Origin of the sequence: Streptomyces sp. NPDC096048 (genome assembly GCF_044763415.1) — a bacterium.
GTDB lineage: Bacteria > Actinomycetota > Actinomycetes > Streptomycetales > Streptomycetaceae > Streptomyces.
Genome location: NZ_JBIWGG010000001.1, coordinates 839,357 through 856,883 on the forward strand (window position 1 = coordinate 839,357; position 17,527 = coordinate 856,883).

Sequence of the window (17,527 nt, forward strand, 5' to 3'; positions counted from 1 at the left end):
CACGTACTCGTTGTCTCGACTCGTACTCGTTCACCAGGAGGTACGGAAACGGCGGGCGGATCTATCACCGCGGGGGCACAAATCTCGCGGCCCGCCCCACCGCGCCCGTTCAGCCGATGTCGGCCCCGTACACGCGCTCCACCGTCATCGTGAGCAGCACCCGGCGGTCGGACACCATCGTCGTCCGGTACTCGTCCCAGTCCGGGTGCTCCCCGGCGGCGGCGCGGTAGTACTCCACCAGCGCCTCGACCTCCGGTCCGTTCGGGTCGACGCCCGGCCCGGTGAGGGTCGCGACGCCCTCGGCGGTGGCCCAGGACCTGCCGTCCGGGGCGGTCACCTCCAGAGTGGCCCGCGGGTCCCGGCGCAGGTTCGCCGTCTTGGCCAGTCCCTCGCGGGTCGAGACGCGGATGACGTCGGCCTCCGGGTCGTAGGCGGGCATGACGGGGGAGAGCTGCGGGCGGCCGTCCGACTTGATCGTCGCGAGTACGCCGAGCCGGCTCTCCGCCAGCAGGGCACGGGGGTCGAAACGCGGAGTGGTGGTCATGGGCCGATCATCACCCCTGGCCCCGCCGGCTGTCCCGCGAACCGTCCGCCGAACCTTCCCGCCGGGTGCTCGTCCGAGGGCTCTCGGGAGCCCCGACCGAGTGCTCAGGAGACCGAGGGCCCGCCCAGGTACTCGCCGTCGCGGTCGTAGGGCCAGGCGTTGGCGACGCACCCCTTGAGACCCTTGATCTGCTGCATCATCGCCGGGGCCGGCAGCCCGGGGCCGGGGCAGGTCTCGTGGCCGTGGCCGATGCGGTGGCCGACCTCGTGGTTGACGATCAGCGCCCGGTAGTCGCCGATCGGGCCGTCGAACTCCGGGGAGCCCAGGACCCAGCGCTTCAGGTTCACCACGACGTCCGTGCCGACCGCGCAGTTCACCTCGCCCCGGGTACGCAGGCCGTAGGCGCCGCAGATCTCGTCGACGGTGCCCGGCGTGGCGATCTTCACCACGAAGTCGTACGACCCCGAGCTGACCAGCCGGAAGGAGTTGGTCCCGTCCGTGGTCCAGCCGCGGCGGTCGGCGAGCACGTCGGATATCTCGGCGGCGGCGGCGCTCGGCCGGATGTCGATGCCCTCCTCGACCAGGACCTTGTACCGGCGTACGCGACTGCCGGTGCCCACGGTCGTGCCGTCGGCCTCGGCGGTGACGAAGGTACCGGGGCCGGTCGCCGGAATGGCGATGGTGGAGGGAGAGGGAGAGGACGAAGGCGAAGGCGAGGCCTTCGCCGACGGCGACGCGGAAGGGCTCGGCGACACGGACGGCGTCCCGCCGGCGGCGCCGGGGCCGGCCGTGCCCTCGGCGGCGTCCAGGGCGTCGGCGACATCGGCCACCTGGTCGTCCGTCACCGGGGGCCGGGCGTCCCGCCAGTACGCGACGGCGGCGCCCGCCGCGAGCAGTACGGCCCCGAAGGTCAGACCGACCAGGACGACGCGGGCGGGACCCCGGCGGCTCCGTCTCCGGGCGCGGGACCTGCGTCCGGCACCGTCCGGCACGGCTCTCCGGCTGGACCGGCGGGCTGTGGATCGGCCCACGACGTGCGTCCTCTCTGCTGGTCGGCGGGGCGCGCACAGTGGGTTCCTGTGTGCTTTTGTGCCCCCAAGATCAAAGCGGAAGGACGTGCGAGAACGTCACAGGACCCCACGTGGGGCTTCTCACGCAGGCGTTCGGTTACTGGTGTACAACCCTTCGGCGCCCTTGACTGTCCGCGAGCCGCGAGCCGCAGGCCTGTCGTACCCGCACACCCGCGTCGGGGCCGCCCAGCTTTCGTTGGGCGGCCCCGACGCGGTGGGGGAGACGACGGGCCGTCAGCCGGCGGCGGTCCGCTCCCAGCGGTAGAAGCAGCGCGCCATCGCGTCCTTCGGACCGCGCCAGGTCGCCGGGTCGTACGCCGAGACGTACGGTTCGAGCCGCTCGCTGACCTGGCGGAACTCCGGATGCCCGGTCAGCCTGCCGATGGTGGGGGCCGGGTCCTCGTCGCTCTCGATGAGGTGCAGGTACACGCCGTCACCGAACTCGAAGAGACTGCGCCGGTTGACGCCCACCAGGTGCGGCAGCTCGCCGCTGTCGGACTCGGCGAACACCTTCGCGATGTCCGGCGCCGCGCCCGGTGCCATCCGGGCGACGATCAGGGTGTGGTGCATGGGGAGCTGCCCTCCGTGGGTGTCGTTCGGTCCGGCGTTGTCGTTCGGCCCGCGTTGTCGTTCGGCCTGCGGTGCCGTTCGGTCCGCGGTGCCGTTCGGTCCGCGGTGTCCGTCGGCCCGCGGTGTCAGTCGGCGAGCACCGAGGCGGTCCGGCGCTCGCCCGCGGCCTGCTCGATCCGGTCCCGGATCAGGGCCATCTGCGTACGCGAGTTGCGGTTGATGTTGTCCGTCATCCAGGCGTCGTCCACGGGCGCGTCCGGCTTCATCGCGAAGTCCTGGATCCAGCGCATCCGCGTGCCGTCGGCGGTCTCGGCGTACTCCCAGACGATGTTCATGTACTGGAAGGGGCCGGTCTCGACCCGGTGGGCGCGCACGGTGCGGGTCGTCGGGTCGGCGACGCGCTCGGAGACCCAGCTCCACACCTTGCCGTCCGCGTCCGGGTGCATGGTGAGCCGGAACGTGACGCGGTCGCCGTCGCGGTCGAGCACGTCCACGGAGGCGTACTCGCTGAACAGCCGGGGCCAGTTGTCGATGTCGTTGGTCATGTCCCAGACCAGCTCCATCGGCGCGGCGATGCTGATCTCGTTGTCGGTGTGGCCTGCCATGTCACACTCCCGTCTTCAGGGCGCCGTTGATCAGCGCGAGGAAATCCGCGGGCGTCTTGCAGCGCTCGGCCTGCTCCGGCAGGCCCAGCCCGTAGCGCTTCTCCAGCTCGGCCACGATGCCCAGCAGGCCGAGGGAGTCCAGGCCGAACGTGTCGAAGCCCTCGTCGGCCTGCTGCTGGAGGGTGACCGGGTCGACGTGCACGCCGGCGGTGCGCTTCATCAGCGCGGCCAGCTCTTCGACGGTCACCTGGTAGTCCAGTTGGTCGGTCATGGGTGTCCTCCTTGACTCGGGTCGGCGCTCGCCCGGAAGCGGCGCTCGGTCGGGGTCGGCGTGGGTCGGGTCGGTCATCGGTCCGCGGGCGGTGCGGCGTCGCCCTGCCGCAGGACGAGCGCCGAGTTGGAGCCCATGAGGCCGCGGCCGAGGATCAGGGCCGTGCGCGGCTCGGCGGGGCGGGCCCGGCCGGCCACCACGTCCAGGTCGTGGCACACGTCGATCACGTGCGGGGTGGGCGGGATCAGCCCGTGCTCCATGGCCAGCACCGCCGTCGCCACGTCCAGCACCGGCGCCGCGCAGTACGCCCGCCCGGTGCCGGTCTTGGGCGCGGTCACCGGCACGCGCCGCGCGTGCGGTCCGAGCGCGTCGGCGAGGGCCAGGGCCTCGGCCCGGTCGGCCTCCGGGACGCCGAGGGCGTCCGCGAACACCACGTCGACCTCCTCGGGCCGGCAGCCCGCCTCGGCCAGCGCGCCCTCGATCGCGTGGGCCAGCCCCTGACGGGACTCCGCCCAGCGGGACGGGCCGGTGAAGGTCGCCGCGTGCCCGGCCACCGTCGCCCGCACCTCCGCCCCGCGGTCCCGGGCCGCCTCCGCCTCCTCCACCACGAGTACGGCACCGCCCTCGGCCGGCGCGAACCCGCAGGCCGCGCCGGTGAACGGGCGGTAGGCGCGGTCGGCTTCGGTGGCCCGGCTCAGCTCCGGGTAGCCCAGCTGGCAGACGATCGAGTACGGGGCGAGCGGCGCCTCCGTCGCGCCGCAGACCACCGTGTCGGTGCCGTTCCGTACGGCCAGCGCGGCATGCGCCAGGGCGTCCAGGCCGCCCGCCTCGTCGGCGGCGACGACCCCGCAGGGGCCCTTGAAGTCGTTGCGGATGGAGATCTGGCCGGTGCTGGCCGCGTAGAACCAGGCGATCGACTGGTACGGGCCGACGTGCCGCGACCCCTGGCCCCACAGGTTCTGCAGCTCCCGCTGCCCGAACTCGCCACCGCCCGAGCCCGCGGCGGTGACCACACCGACCGAGTACGGCGACTCGACGTCGGCGCGGCCGAAACGGGCGTCGTCCAAGGCAAGCTGGGTGGCGGTCAGGGCAAAGTGCGTGAACCGGTCGGTCTGGACGAGGTAACGCCCCTCGACCGTCTCGGCCGCGTCGAAGCCGCGCACCTCGCCCGCGATCCGCAAGGGCATGTGCTCGCAGCCCTCCCGGGTGACGGGCCCGAGGCTGCTGGTGCCGTCCGCGGCCGCCTTCCAGAACGCCTCGACCCCGATCCCGTGCGGGGACACCACGCCCAGTCCGGTGACGACGGCACGCCTGCCACCGTCCTGTCGACGGTGCCTGGCCCGGTGTGGCCCGCTCATCGCAGCCCTCCTTCGGAACCGCTCAGTACGACGGCGGACTGGAATCCGCCGAAGCCGCTGCCCACCGACAGCACGTGCCGCAGCGTCCGCTCCCGTGCCTCGCGCGGCACGTAGTCCAGATCGCACTCGGGGTCGGGGGTCGTGTAGTTGGCCGTGGGCGGCACCACCTGGTGGGCCATCGCCAGCACGCACGCGGCCAGCTCTATCGAGCCGATCGCACCGAGCGAGTGGCCGACCATGGACTTGATCGAGCTCATCGGGGTCGCATAGGCGTGCTCGCCCAGCGAGCGTTTGACGGCCGCGGTCTCGTGCCGGTCGTTCTGCTGGGTGCCGGAGCCGTGGGCGTTCACGTAGTCGATGGCGGAACCGTCCAGCTCCGCCATGTCGAGCGCGGTGTCGATGGCCCGCGCCATCTCCAGGCCCTCCTTGGTGAGCCCGGTCATGTGGTACGCGTTGCCGAACGTCGCGTAGCCGGAGATCTCGCAGTACACGTCCGCGCCACGGGCCCGGGCGTGCTCCAGGTCCTCCAGGACCAGCACCGCGGCGCCCTCGCCCATGACGAAGCCGTTGCGGTCGGCGTCGAAGGGGCGGGAGGCGTGCGCGGGGTCATCGTTGTTGGGCGAGGTCGCCTTGATCGCGTCGAAGCAGGCCATGGTGATCGGCGATATCGGCGAGTCCGCCGCGCCCGCCAGGCACACGTCGACGCGTCCCTCGGCGACGGCGTGGTAGGCGTACCCCACCGCGTCCAGACCGGACGTGCACCCGGTGGACACCGTCTGCACCGGCCCGTGCACGCCGAACTCCTCGGCCACGGCCGACGACAGCGTCGCCGGGGTGAAGGCGCGCTCCAGGTGCGGCTCGGCGCGCCGGTCGTCCACGTCCCACCGCGAGCCGCGCTCGCTGACGAGAACGTAGTCGCGCTCCAGCCGGGTGGTGCCGCCGACCGCCGTGCCGAGCGTGGCGCCGGCCCGCCAGGGGTCCTCCCGCGCCATGTCGAGGTTCGCGTCCCGTACCGCCTCGGCGGCGGCGACGAGCGCGAACTGCACGTACCGGTCACTGCGCTGGACCGTGGCGAGGTCCAGCCCGTGCTCCAGCGGCTCGAAGTCGCACTCGGCGGCGATCTGCGAACGCAGCCCGGCCGGGTCGAACAGGGAGATGCGGCGCGTCGCCGTACGGCCGTCGGACAGCAGGCCCCAGAACTGAGGCACGCCGATCCCGCCCGGGGCGACGACGCCTATGCCCGTGACGGCCACCCGTCGCCGGGTCATGACACCGCCTCGGCCGCCGTGGCGGTGCGCTCGTGCCCGGCGCATCCCGCGTGGTCACCCTGGGGGAGGGCGTTGCCCGCCGCGTCCTCGGTGTCGACGTGGCCGAGCTCCGGCCGCGGGGCCAGCGGCCCCAGGTGGAAGACGAGGCGCGCCTCGACGTCACCGACGTTGCGGAAGCGGTGGCGCATGTCCTGCGGGATCAGCAGCCCCTGCCCGGTGGCGAGGGAGTGCGGCACCCCGTCCAGATCCACCTCGAGGCCGCCCTCGGTGACGTACACGAACTCCTCGGAGTACGGGTGGTAGTGCTCGGCGATACGGTCGCCGGGCTGCACGATGGCCACGCCCATGAAGCCACTGGTCGACCCGGCGGTGGTGGGCGTGAGAAGCGCGCGGAGGTCTCCGCCACGGCGGCGGTTCGGCGCGATGTCGCCGAGGGAGACGATGCGTACCTGCTGGTCTGTCATGTCTTTCACTCCGGGGTGACGGGAGGCGGTGGGGAGATCGGGAGACCCGCGCGGACCGGGGGCACGGCGTCGGGCACGGCGTCGGGCCCGGCAGGCCGCTCGGTTCGGCCGTGTGCTTCGGGGTGTTTCCGTGTGCTTCGGGGTGCTTCGGGTGTGTGGTGCGGGTCCGTGGTCGCGTGGGTCAGGAGGCGGGCGAGCGCCGGTCGGTCAGGGGCGTCATACGGGCCCGCGCGAGCAGCTGCGACAGCGCCCGGGCATCCGTCAGCGGCCCCTCGACCCCGAGGGCGGCGGCGTCCAGCAGCCGCACGGCCACGGCGACCCCGGCGGCTCCGGAGGCGTCGGCGGACACCTGGAGGCCCAGCACGAACGCCGGTGCGTCGTCCGGGTCACCGGCCACGTCGACGAGCCGTACGACGAGGTCGTCGCGGTGGAAGACGGTGGCGGCGAGGACCGGACTGTCCGCGGCGTGCGTGGCGGACGCGTCCTGGCGGGCCAGCAGCCGGGCCAGTTCCGGGCCGGCGCCGGTCCGCACCGGGTAGAGCAGCGCGAGTCGCTGTGTGCGCGCGTCGGCCTGCCCGCGGGACGTCGCGTGGTGGACGGCGGGCATGGCGGCCCGGGTGAAGAACCGCCGGGCGGAGTGCGGGTCCCGAAGGTCCCGGTCCTGCTCCAGATACGGGTTCAGCGCCTCCTCGACGGCCCGCACCCCGGGCTGCCGGGCGACGTGGCGCAGCGCGGCCTGAAGGTCGCCCCGCACCTCGACAGCGCGTACGACCCGGTTGCCGTGCAGGAAGAGAGAGGTGCGCAACAGCCGCGTGGAGTCGTCGACACGGGCCTCCGGCGACGCGTAGTCGGACAGCAGCCGGGCGACCTCGTCCTCGCTGCCGGGCCGTACGGTGAAGGTCAGGGCGTGGCGTACGACGTTGCTCCCGATCCGGGGAGCGGACCGCAGCGGCTCGGCGGGCGACGCGGAAGAGGCGGGTTCGCCGGCGGTCTCCCGGAGGACGCTGTAGCGCAGGGACCGGGTGTCGCGGACGCAGTCCTGCAAGGGCTCGACGGTGTCCAGGTGCTCGTCGCTGTTGACCCAGGCCAGAAAGGGCGCCGCGCTTTCCCACTCACTGGTGAGGAGCCACTGGGTGGGGTTCTCCAGGGACTGGCACAGCTGATCGCTGACGTGTCCCGGTACGGCGGCGACCCGGTCGCGGATGCGCTCGTAGGCGTCCAGGAACTCCTGCTGCATTCCGTCGTGGACATCCAGCATCAGGACGACCCGCACACGGGATCCGTCGAACGCGGATATCGACACGCCGCCCGCGTCCGTGGACACGGCGGCCGACGCCGCCGCGGTGTCCGTCGCGTCCGTGGCCAGGGCATCCGCCGACACGGCATCCGTCGCTACGACGGGAGAGACCGTCATCCGGCCCACCTCTTCTCCGGGGATCTTCCTCGTGGACTGGGGGGCGATCGTCGCGGCGCGCGCCAGGCCGGCGGGGTTGCGACGGTCGCGTAAGCACGATCGTGAGCCGTGCCCGCGGGGACCGCGAACCAGGAGGGTTAAGCGGGTGAAGCCTGAGCCGCCGCGGGCCTCGGCGGGCCGCACGGGGCATGCATGAAGGCCCGGCGCACACCTGCCGCGGGGCGAGTCACGCGACGCCGGCCCGACATACGGAGGACGAACGACAATGAACGAAAGAGCCGACCGGTCCGGCGCAGCCGCCCCCGGGGGCGGGACCCACCGCGTCCCGGTCCTCATCGTCGGCGGATCCCTGGTGGGCCTGTCCACCTCGGTGTTCCTGGGCCGGCTGGGCGTCCGGCACACCCTGGTGGAGCGCCACGCCGGCACCTCCATCCACCCCCGCGGGCGAGGCAACAACGTCCGCACGATGGAGATCTTCCGGGTGGCCGGCACCGAGCCGGACATCCGCAGGGCCGCCGCCACCCTGGCCGACAACCACGGCATCCTGCAGACGCCCACACTGGTCGGCGACGCGGGGGAGTGGCTGTTCAAGCAGATCGACGCGGGAGGCGGACTGGCCCGCTTCAGCCCCAGCTCCTGGTGCCTGTGCAGCCAGAACGACCTGGAACCCGAGCTCCTCACCCACGCCACCGACCTCGGCGGCGACCTGCGCTTCGGCACCGAACTGCTCTCCTTCGAGGCCGACACCGACGGCGTCACGGCCATCGTCAAGAGCCGGGAGACCGGCGAGCACACCACCATCCGCGCGGACTACCTGGTCGCGGCCGACGGCCCCCGCAGCCCCGTCCGCGAGCAACTCGGCATCGGTCAGAGCGGCCCCGGCGACCTCTTCCACAACATCAGCATCACCTTCCGCTCCCGGCGCCTCGCCGACGTCGTGGGCGACCGCCGCTTCATCGTCTGCTACCTGACCAGCGAGGACGCGGACGGTGCCCTCCTCCCCGTGGACAACCGCGAGAACTGGGTCTTCCACGCCCCCTGGCACCCCGAACAGGGCGAAACCGTCGAGGACTTCACCGACGAGCGGTGCGTCGCCCACATCCGCCGCGCGATCGGCGACCCGGACCTCGACATCGAGATCACCGGCAGGGCCCCCTGGCACGCCGCCCAGCGCGTCGCCCGCAGCTACCGCTCCGGCCGCGTCCTCCTGGCCGGCGACTCGGCCCACGAGATGTCCCCCACCGGCGCCTTCGGCTCCAACACCGGCATCCAGGACGCCCACAACCTCGCCTGGAAACTCGCCGCGGTGCTGGAGGGCTGGGCGGGCGACGGCCTCCTGGACACCTACGACACAGAACGCCGCCCGGTCGCGGAGGCCACCAGCGCCCGAGCCGCGGCCCGCTCGGTGGAACACAGCCACCCGGGCTTCGCACCACCCCCGGGGCCCGGCGGCGAATTCGGCGGCCCGCGCCGAGGCCGCGGCGGCGCTCTTGGTGGCGGCGCTCCCGCTGGTGACACTCCTGGTGCCGGCGCCCCCGGAGGCGGCGGCCCGCAGCGCGGCATCCTCAACGTCGCCCTCGGCTACCGCTACCCCCAGGGCGCGGTCGTCGGCGCCGACCCAGGAGCGCCGGTCGTACCGGAGAGCCTGGACCTCACGGGCGCCCCCGGCAGCCGGGCCCCTCACCTCTGGCTCCGCCGGGCCGGTGACGACGCCGCTCGCGCCGTCTCCACCCTGGACCTCTACGAGGACTCCCTGGTCCTGCTCAGCGACGCGGCACAGCCCACCGGTTGGCACGAGGCGGCGACGCACCTCGCGGCCGACATGCGGGTCCCGCTGAAGTCGTACCGCGTAGGCGGGACACCGGAGGCCGACCTGACCCCGGCCGACGACGACACCGACTGGGCGAGGGCTCACGGAGTGACCCGCGGCGGCGCGGTCCTGGTCCGCCCCGACGGCTTCGTGGCGTGGCGCTCCCCGGGCCCGGCCCCGGACCCGGAGTCGATGCTGCGCCAAGTCGTGAGGACGGTCCTGGCACGAACGTGACATGACAGCCCCACCCGACCCACCACCAAACGTGGACCACTCCCCGCTTACCTGCTAGCGTCTCGCTACGACGAACCGGGGAGTGGTCCCCGTTACTGGTTGCCAGGGAGGGGCGAGCATGGCGGACAAGGCGCTGGTGCTGGGCGGAGGAGGCCTGACCGCCTACGCGTGGCAGATCGGCGTACTGGCGGGACTGGCCGACGCCGGAGTGGACCTCGGCGACGCCGACGTCCTCGCCGGCACGTCGGCGGGCTCACTGCTGGCGCTGGAGCTGGCCAACGGGTCGGCCCCGGCCGACCTGTACGCGGAGCAGGTGGAGCGCAAACGGGCCATGCTGGACGTGGACTTCACCCTGGCGATGACGGTCAAGTACCTCTGGGCCGCACTGGGTTCACGCGATCCGAGGACGGTGGTCAAACGCATCGGCCGACTGGCCCTCACCGTGCGCGACGTCCCGGAGACCGAGGTCTTCGAAGCCATAGGCCCTCAGCTCCCGACCCACACATGGCCTCGAAAACCCGTACGCCTCTTCGCCGTCGACGCCCTCACCGGCGAACCGACGGCCTTCACCGCCGACAGCGACGTCGACCTGCTGCACGCCATGTCGGCCACCTGCGCACTGCCACCCCTCTTCCCCCCGATCACCATCGGCAAGGGCCGCTGGATGGACGGCGGCGTACGCTCCACGACCAACGCCGACCTGGTCGACGACTGCGCGCGGGTCGTCGTACTGGCGCCCATCCCCAAGGCGGCGGGCGCGAGCCCGAGCGCGGTGACCCAGGTGCGCACCCTCACCGCGAACGGCACCCGAGCCACCCTCCTGACCCCCGACCGCCAGGCCCGCCGCGCCTTCGGCCGCAACCCCCTGGACGCCGGCCGCATCCCGGGCGCGGCCCGGGAGGGACTACGGCAGGGCACGGCACATGCGGACCACATCAGGACGGCCTGGCACGCCTGAAACGCCCCGACCGGTGAACTGCAACCCGCACCGGGGCAGGCACACACCGGCACATACGCGAAGACCCCGGCCTCAGCGTTTCCGCTGCTGACGGGGTCTTTGGGCACCTCATACAGGGTGCCCCCGGCAGGATTCGAACCTGCGCACACGGCTCCGGAGGCCAGGCGAGCACGAGGGGTGACGGGAGCGCTGACCTGCGGGGGAGCCTCCTTTCAGTTGAAGCCCGAGCAAGATCATCACGCCTCTATTACGTGGGCGGCCTGTCAGGCGGTGGGTCCGGGCCGTATCGTCGAAGCATGATCTCGGGCAGCAGCGGGGGAGCGGGCGGCAACAGCGCGGAGTTCACCGCGGAGACACTGGCCCCCGTCCTTCGAGAGGCCTGCTCGTCGGCCGGACTCGACTCTAGTGAAGCCGAGTTGCTGCGCCTGGGGTCGAACGCGGTGTACCGCCTGCCCTCGTCACGCGTCATCGTGCGTATCGCACGTGATCCGGCGGTTCGCGCGGAGATGGACCGGGCGGTGAAGGTGGCACGCTGGCTCGAGACGGAGAGCTTCCCGGCCACGCGCGTGCCGGCGCGTGTTGCTCAGCCGCTAGTCGTCAGCGGCCGAGTGGTGACCTTCTGGGAGAGCGTCCAGGAGAACGAGCAGTACGCCACCGTCGGCGAGCTGGCCGACCTGCTGCGCCGCCTTCACTGGCTCGAAGAGCCGGAGTCCCTCGGCCTGCCGGATTTCGATCCGCTGGCCAAGCTGACGGCGTCCCTCGAAGGACTGGACGGCATCGCGGGGGAGGACCGCGAGTTCCTGGAGTCGCGAGCGGCTCGGCTCGCCAAGGATTACGACCGACTGGACTTCGTTCTCCCCTTCGGGATGATCCACGGAGACGCCAACATCGGGAACGTCCTTCGCCACCGGGACGGCCACGCGGTCTTCATCGACCTGGATGGCCTCACACTCGCCCCACGCGAGTGGGACCTGATCCTGACGGCGCTCTACTACGACCGCTACGGCTGGCACTCGAAAGCGGAGTACGCGGAGTTCGTCCACCGGTACGGCTTCGACCTGATGAACTGGCCTGGCTACGAGATCTTGGCCGACCTGCGAGAGCTGATGATGGTGGCGTGGCTCGGCCACCAGGTCGCTACCAGTGAGCGCTCCGCGGATGAGTTCGGCCGGCGTCTGCGCGCTCTACGGACGGGCGGAAGTCGGAAGGACTGGCGGCCCTTCTGAGGGGCGTTGCCGGTCCGGGTGACTGCCTGCCTGCTGTCCAGCGTCTCTTCAGGCGCTGGCCACTCTGCCCGTCGCCTGCCACAGCCGGTGCTCCGCTGCTACCTCGTGGAAGTCCTGGGTGGCTGTGCTTTCCACCCGGGAGAGGTTCTGCCCGAACTCGGCGAGATAGCTGACGCACCGGGCCGACTTGAGCTGTTCCCCCATGTCGAGCGCATCGAGGGCCACGCGGCACGCCTCTTCGACGTCCCCGGCTCGTAGGTGGGCGTCGGCGAGGACCATGGTTGCGAAGAAGTCGCTGCGCACGTGGCTGCCGCTCATCGCGTTCTCGGCATGGGTTACCGCATGGCGAGCCCTGTTGACATCACGGAAGCAGTGGGCGGCCTCCGCGGCAAGCTCTGCCGCGTCGAAGTAGCTGATCCATTCCGGCTCGTCTCCGCTGTTCCGGCTCTCAAGGGCCCTGGTCGCAGCGCTCAGCGAAGCCTCGCAGGCGGCGACATCGCCGGTACGGGCGAGGGCGCGGGCTTCCATCGCATGGAACTGAGCCCGCAACGTCGGCGTGGCCACGGCGGAAATGCCCATGAGCGCCGCACGGGCGAGAGTGGCGGCCTGGGTGTACCGGCCCAGAAACGTCGCCTGATGACTCATCGCTGACAGGATGCTGCCCGCCAACCGGCGGTCGTTGGCGTCCTGGGCGAGTCGGAGTGCCTGGAGAAAATACCGCTGGGCGAGCCCATGGTGACAGGCGTCGTACGACATCCAACCAGCCAGCAGGGTGGCTTCCGCGACGGTGGAGAAGAGGGCTCGGCCTACCTGCTCGGTGTACCGGCCGCGCAGCAGTGGCGCCACGTCGTTGCTGAGGTACTGGATCACCGAGTGCCGCGCGTGGTCTCCGCCGAACTGGTCGTCGAGCTGAGCGAACATGTCGGCTGTGGTCTTGACGGCGGTCACGTCACGGAGACCGACCCGTGTTCCCTCGGTGCGTGGGCGAGGGATGCCCGGCTCCGGCGCGACCAGCCACCGCAAGGAAGCCTCGTTCCACGCCGGTTCGGACGGCTCCGCCGAGATCAGAGGATCGTACTGGTTGAGATCCGCACGCCACAGTTGGCTGACCGTCTGAATGGCGTCGTCCGGGCTGGCGGGATACGCAGCGTCGAGTACAGGAGCGTCCTTCGCTTCTCCGACACTCAGACCCAGCTCCGCCGCACCCACCGCGAAGACATCGCAGAGCAGGGGACCATAGAAGTCGTCCGGCGAGCTGTGGCCGTTCTCCCAACTGGCAATGCGGCGCTTCACGCTGGTGTCCGATGGCAACTGATGCCCACGTTGCCCGGCTACTCGACGCAGTTCCCTGACCAGCCGCGGCTGGCTCCAGCCCCGACTGGTGCGAGCCTCTCGTAAGCGGACACTGGTCGGCTTCATGGAGACGTGACCCTTCACTCCCGTGCGCATGCGCCGGCGTGGCAACTCGGCCTGTCCGACCGAATGTACGCGCTGGTGATCGCTTCTTGCAGGCAGTAATCGGAGATCGTTTGCACCTGCCGACCTGACGGGGGATGACGTGACGTGTGTGGATGTGTCATCCCCCGTCACCCCTCGTCATCTGCCCAGGCCACGTACCGGGCCATGAGTCTGGAAGCACGGCGGCATCGGGCCGCAAGGTACTCCGACTGAGGGTGAGACGACGTGCAAAGGATGACCAGGCGCGGCATGGAATGGCTGTCCGAAGCCACGGACGACCCGGCCCTGCGCCGGGAGATCTGGGCGGACGATCCCCGCAGGCCCAGTCTGGTGCCGACCGGCCGCCTCTTCGACGTGCTGAGCGTGGAAGAGCGTCTCGGGCTGGAGATGTTCGACCGTCTCCAGCGCAGCGGAATGCCTTTCGGGCCATCGGTCGCCGATCGCAAGGCCCAACGGGTCGGCTTCTTCCTCGGCTCGGACAGCCGCGAGACCTTCACGTTCTACCTCGGACGGGAAACGTCGTCTCCACCGCCGTTCCGCTACCTCGGCGACGGCAGTGCGGTCGTCGTACCCGGCCCCACTCCTCTGTCCGACGACCGCTACCAGTGGCTCCGCGCCCCCACGCGCCGACCGGAGACAAACCCCCTGCGCCCGGTCGCTCTCGCAACCGCGTTGGTTGCGTCTGGAGAACTCCTCGCCAGGATCGATCGCTTCGACGAGATGTACCCGACCCCGTACGAGGCTGTCGCTGCCCTTCCCGAGGAGACGGACCGCTGATGCCGAACGAGCCGACCGACGGCCGCGACGCTGCCGCGTGGTCGCCCCTCGACAGTGACGGCTGGTACGCGGCCCGAAACGCGACCACCGCCTTGCGGGACGCCCTCGTCCGCGCGGGCCTGGAACGGGACTTACCCTACCTGCGCGCCGAGTTGAACGCTTTCGGACACGGCCTCGTCGAGCTGGGCCGGGTGTCCCCTGAGACGGCCGAACGCCTCGCGGAACTCCTTCGCCTGGCGTTGGCGAACGGATTCGGCAGAGACCGCACCGGCATCGACCTTGCCCCAACCACCGTCCAAGAACCCAAGGAAAGGAACTGACACGATGACCGATCGGCGAGGAGTGGTGGCCAAGCGAGCGGAGAACTTAGCTCCTGACGTGCCCTACGTCCGCGGTTGGAACACAGCCCGGCGAGGTGCCGGCGCCCTGGCCGATCAGCTTGTGCTCCTCGGGCTCGACTCCGACTTCCCCGGCCTGGTGGCGGACGTGAACGTCGCCGGTGACGGACTGGTGCACCTCGGGACCGTCCGGCCTGAAGCGGCCGAATTGCTCGCGGGCCTGATCGCGGCAGGACTGCAAGCAGAGTTGCGTGGCGTGGGTGCCGGAACGCCTCCGACCACTCGCCGGGAGACACCTGCGGCCTGATCCGCTCCCTGAACATAGTTGACCGTGGTCTGAGCGTGCTCCCGCGATTAACAGTTCTGGGCCCTATACGGCAATCTTCTACGACTGGTGCCGTATGGGGCCCATCGCTATCCGAACCACATGGTCGGTCTGCCGCTCGGCTGGGACCGGCGCCCCAGCGCCGCAGCCCGGACGAACGGCAGACCGATGGGTGACATCAGCTTGGGAATCACCAGCTTTCCAGTACCCAATGGACCGCTGACCAGCCGTGCCCGGGGCGCTCCGCGTGACTCCCTCATCGCCTCGTTGACCGTCAATGTCTGTCGACAGTGACACGGAGGCGCGGTCTGCTACTCGGTACGAGAAGGCTGCCGTGGGGAACCGCTGAGCGTTCCCCACGTGCTAGCGGCTCCCCCATCGCAGGAAGAAGGCGAAGTAGGGGTCGGAGATGTAAAGGGTGGCGAGTTCCTTATCGAAGTCGACGACAGGTTCGCCCTCAAGGTCTTTCTTGGCGATCTTCGACATGGCTTCGAGGACTCGAATCACCTGGCCTCGTTGAGGGATGTCGCTTGCAAGGATTTCGCGAATGGCAGCCCGGATCTCTTCATATGTGAGTGCGACCTTGGGGCCAGTGTGCGAGATCGCCTCTAGGATCACTCCGTAGATGTCTTTTTCGAGTCCACTCTTGAGCTTCCGAGCTTGCCTGTCGGTTCGCTGCCGTGGGCCTCTGGCAAGCAAGTCAAAGGCTGTCTTGGAAGTCATTGAAGATCGCTGACTGAAGAATTCGTTCCACTCGGGCGCTGCGAGTTCAACAGGGTGATCTTGTTTGTCGCGAAACCCATTCTTTTTGCATAGCTGGAGGCAGAAGTCCTGCATCAAATGAGGGCTTGCGAAACTTTCGCGCGCCAGGCGATCGCTGAGTTCAAAACCCTTGTCCTTGAAGTCTAGGGCGGCGAATCCCTGGCGAGCGATCCCGAGAAGTTCTTCTTCGGACCAGAATCCGACCTCGACCTGTTGTACTCGCCCCGTCATTTCCTTCTCAACGCGAACCACGTCGTAGGCCCGGTGGGGGACTGCGATGACAATGACGCGAAGCCCGTTAAAGACGAGGTCCTTAATTGCCCTGACGATCTCTAGCTGCACTTCTTGGGGAATGTAGTGGAAGTCGTCGATTACGATCGGCTCCAGCAGGCCGTTGATGGCCTCGCGTACCTGATTGGAAACGTGGCGAGAGCGGGTAAATTTACTCCCCTTGGTATCGCCAACAATTTCTTTACGTTCGAACATTCCCTTCAGTCCGCCCAAGCCGAAGCCGCCTTGTCGCGTCCTCCACTCTTCATCCTTTACGTCAGTCGAATGCTCGACATCCGTAAATAGGTCGAGCTTATCTGCGAGCGTTTCCCAGAAGTCGTTGATTGACGTGATCGATCCACCGGAGAGCCAGAACGCATCCGACTCAGGTATCACGTTGCGAACCAGCACTGTCTTTCCAGTTTTGGTTGGCCCGGACACGGAAAGGATCTTGAAACCCTCGTCAAGGTAGTCCCGCAGTTCCTCTTCAAGGTTCCTTGTGGACCGAGGGTTGTACGTGATCGTGGGAAGCCCGCCGGCCACGAACACATGAGCAACGCGAAGGTTAGGCGACGACATGGCGTAAGGCTATAGCCAAGGCCGTTGTTCACGCTGGCGGTTCCGACAAGGTCGGCGGAGCGGCTTTGGCCGGTGGCCTGCCCGGTTTGGGGTCGAGCATGATCAGGGGGCCGTACGCTGGTCGGCAACTCGGGCAGGCTGTGATCCTGCCCGCAATTTGAACGAGTGGCCCCCTGGTCTTGCTCGACGCGGGACCCGAACCGGGGAGGTGGCTAAAGCCGTGGAGCTGACCGCCCCCGCCACAGCGGACTTCTTCCCCACCATGGTGCTCGCTCCAGCCGCGCGACCGGCGTAGCCGGGGCCAGAGCGGGCCGAAGGCAGGATCGTCAGGCCCCGGCGGTGAGCCGGGGAGCGCGCGGCGAGCGGAGCGAGCCGCCTTGATGACGTAGAGAATGCGGTGCGGAGGTTGACCGCCGAGTGGTGGTGAACCCGCGGCAGGCTCGGGAACTGCTGACCGCGCTCACCTACGTGGGCGGCTACGAGCGGGCGAGCGGTCGACGCCTGCGGGCCTTCTTCGGGCGCCTGTACTACGCGGCCATGCGGCCGGGCGAGGCGCTCGGCCTTCGCCGCTCCGACTGCACGCTGCCGGTGAAAGGCTGGGGCCGCATCGAACTGGCGGAGACACGTCCCACGGCCGGTAAGGCTTGGACCGACTCGGGCGAGGCGCATGACCGACGCGGACTGAAGCAGCGGTCCCAGGGCGAGGTACGCATCGTGCCGATTCCGCCGCCGCTCGTGCGGTTGCTCCGCGACCACCTGAAGGAGTTCGGTACCGCGGAGGACGGGCGGCTGTTCGCCAGTGAGCGGGGCAACGTGATCGCGGCCTCGTCGTACTCGCGAGCCTGGAAGCAAGCCCGTGAACTGGCGCTCGTCCCGCATCATGTGTCCTCGGTCATGGCATTCCGACCGTACGACCTCCGACACGCGGGCGTCTCCCAGTGGCTCAACTCGGGAGTGCCGGCACCGGAGGTCGCCGCTCGCGCGGGCCACTCGGTGGACGTCCTCCTGAAGATCTACGCCAAGTGCATCGACGGCCAGGAGCAAGAGATGAACGACCGGATCATGCAAGGGCTCGGGGAGGACGACGCCTAGGGACGCCTGGAGCCGACGCGCGACACAATCAACCCACGGAAGCCCCGGAGAGATCCGGGGTTTCCGCCTGTCCGCAGAGCCATTCCGAGAGCCTGCGGCAGACCCGCTGACCTGCTGCGAAGCACTCCAAGATC

17 protein-coding genes, 1 tRNA gene and 1 pseudogene are annotated in these 17,527 nt (G+C 70.0%); 7 read left to right on the forward strand and 12 right to left on the reverse strand.

The genetic code is table 11. The features are described 5' to 3' along the window. Nucleotides 1-109: 109 nt before the first annotated feature. From ACIQ6R_RS04015 to ACIQ6R_RS04055, 9 genes are all read right to left on the reverse strand, one after another. Entirely contained in the window at nt 110-544 is a 435-nt protein-coding gene (locus tag ACIQ6R_RS04015; RefSeq protein ID WP_404218536.1) for a PPOX class F420-dependent oxidoreductase, read from the reverse strand. Between the two features lie 104 nt (nt 545-648). Beyond that, nucleotides 649-1,575, reverse strand: a complete 927-nt coding sequence (locus ACIQ6R_RS04020; RefSeq protein ID WP_404218538.1) for a DUF3152 domain-containing protein — start codon at nt 1,573-1,575, stop codon at nt 649-651. Nucleotides 1,576-1,848: 273 nt separating this feature from the next. Further along, a complete protein-coding gene (locus ACIQ6R_RS04025; RefSeq protein WP_055417864.1) occupies nt 1,849-2,184 on the reverse strand; it encodes a TcmI family type II polyketide cyclase in 336 nt (111 codons plus the stop codon). Nucleotides 2,185-2,309: 125 nt separating this feature from the next. Continuing rightward, entirely contained in the window at nt 2,310-2,789 is a 480-nt protein-coding gene (locus tag ACIQ6R_RS04030; RefSeq protein WP_404170378.1) for an SRPBCC family protein, read from the reverse strand. Nucleotide 2,790: 1 nt separating this feature from the next. Continuing rightward, complete coding sequence (locus tag ACIQ6R_RS04035; RefSeq protein ID WP_404170379.1) at nt 2,791-3,060, reverse strand: acyl carrier protein; 270 nt, start codon at nt 3,058-3,060, stop codon at nt 2,791-2,793. Nucleotides 3,061-3,134: 74 nt separating this feature from the next. Beyond that, a complete protein-coding gene (locus tag ACIQ6R_RS04040; RefSeq protein ID WP_404218541.1) occupies nt 3,135-4,418 on the reverse strand; it encodes a ketosynthase chain-length factor in 1,284 nt (427 codons plus the stop codon). After that, nucleotides 4,415-5,686, reverse strand: coding sequence for a beta-ketoacyl-[acyl-carrier-protein] synthase family protein (locus ACIQ6R_RS04045; RefSeq protein ID WP_404170384.1), 1,272 nt, complete (start codon nt 5,684-5,686; stop codon nt 4,415-4,417). Before ACIQ6R_RS04045 ends, ACIQ6R_RS04040 begins: the two co-directional genes overlap by 4 nt. Beyond that, nucleotides 5,683-6,150: a cupin domain-containing protein gene (locus ACIQ6R_RS04050; RefSeq protein ID WP_404170387.1), complete on the reverse strand. Its 468-nt coding sequence runs from the start codon at nt 6,148-6,150 to the stop codon at nt 5,683-5,685. The genes ACIQ6R_RS04045 and ACIQ6R_RS04050 overlap by 4 nt, the downstream gene beginning before the upstream one ends. A gap of 181 nt (nt 6,151-6,331) precedes the next feature. After that, nucleotides 6,332-7,564 (reverse strand): SchA/CurD-like domain-containing protein, encoded by a 1,233-nt coding sequence (locus tag ACIQ6R_RS04055; RefSeq protein WP_404218543.1) that lies wholly within the window; start codon nt 7,562-7,564, stop codon nt 6,332-6,334. Between the two features lie 265 nt (nt 7,565-7,829). On the opposite strand from ACIQ6R_RS04055, the gene ACIQ6R_RS04060 reads away from it, so the two are divergent. Next, a complete protein-coding gene (locus ACIQ6R_RS04060) occupies nt 7,830-9,608 on the forward strand; it encodes an FAD-dependent oxidoreductase (RefSeq protein ID WP_404218546.1) in 1,779 nt (592 codons plus the stop codon). Between the two features lie 118 nt (nt 9,609-9,726). After that, nucleotides 9,727-10,566, forward strand: coding sequence for a patatin-like phospholipase family protein (locus ACIQ6R_RS04065; RefSeq protein ID WP_404218548.1), 840 nt, complete (start codon nt 9,727-9,729; stop codon nt 10,564-10,566). Between the two features lie 118 nt (nt 10,567-10,684). On the opposite strand, the gene ACIQ6R_RS04070 is transcribed toward ACIQ6R_RS04065, so the two are convergent. Beyond that, nucleotides 10,685-10,754 (reverse strand) — tRNA-OTHER (locus ACIQ6R_RS04070). 108 nt (nt 10,755-10,862) lie between these two features. On the opposite strand from ACIQ6R_RS04070, the gene ACIQ6R_RS04075 reads away from it, so the two are divergent. Beyond that, complete coding sequence (locus ACIQ6R_RS04075) at nt 10,863-11,792, forward strand: phosphotransferase enzyme family protein (RefSeq protein ID WP_404218550.1); 930 nt, start codon at nt 10,863-10,865, stop codon at nt 11,790-11,792. 48 nt (nt 11,793-11,840) lie between these two features. Here ACIQ6R_RS04075 and ACIQ6R_RS04080 read toward each other — a convergent pair whose 3' ends face one another. Continuing rightward, nucleotides 11,841-13,085, reverse strand: coding sequence for a hypothetical protein (locus ACIQ6R_RS04080; RefSeq protein ID WP_404218552.1), 1,245 nt, complete (start codon nt 13,083-13,085; stop codon nt 11,841-11,843). A gap of 414 nt (nt 13,086-13,499) precedes the next feature. Between ACIQ6R_RS04080 and ACIQ6R_RS04085 the strand changes: the two genes are divergently transcribed. Genes ACIQ6R_RS04085 through ACIQ6R_RS04095 form a run of 3 tightly spaced genes read left to right on the forward strand, consistent with a single transcriptional unit; the run spans nt 13,500 to nt 14,672 of the window. Beyond that, nucleotides 13,500-14,027 (forward strand): bifunctional DNA primase/polymerase, encoded by a 528-nt coding sequence (locus ACIQ6R_RS04085; RefSeq protein ID WP_404218554.1) that lies wholly within the window; start codon nt 13,500-13,502, stop codon nt 14,025-14,027. Beyond that, nucleotides 14,027-14,347 carry a hypothetical protein gene (locus ACIQ6R_RS04090; RefSeq protein ID WP_404218556.1) on the forward strand — a complete coding sequence of 107 codons (321 nt, stop codon included), beginning with the start codon at nt 14,027-14,029 and terminating at the stop codon, nt 14,345-14,347. The genes ACIQ6R_RS04085 and ACIQ6R_RS04090 overlap by 1 nt, the downstream gene beginning before the upstream one ends. A gap of 4 nt (nt 14,348-14,351) precedes the next feature. Beyond that, nucleotides 14,352-14,672, forward strand: coding sequence for a hypothetical protein (locus ACIQ6R_RS04095; protein WP_404218558.1), 321 nt, complete (start codon nt 14,352-14,354; stop codon nt 14,670-14,672). Between the two features lie 381 nt (nt 14,673-15,053). Here ACIQ6R_RS04095 and ACIQ6R_RS04100 read toward each other — a convergent pair whose 3' ends face one another. Further along, nucleotides 15,054-16,301, reverse strand: coding sequence for a hypothetical protein (locus ACIQ6R_RS04100; protein WP_404218560.1), 1,248 nt, complete (start codon nt 16,299-16,301; stop codon nt 15,054-15,056). Between the two features lie 402 nt (nt 16,302-16,703). Here ACIQ6R_RS04100 and ACIQ6R_RS04105 point away from each other — a divergent pair. Then, nucleotides 16,704-17,393 (forward strand): annotated as a pseudogene (locus ACIQ6R_RS04105) (tyrosine-type recombinase/integrase); the annotation flags it as partial. Nucleotides 17,394-17,527 lie beyond the last annotated feature (134 nt).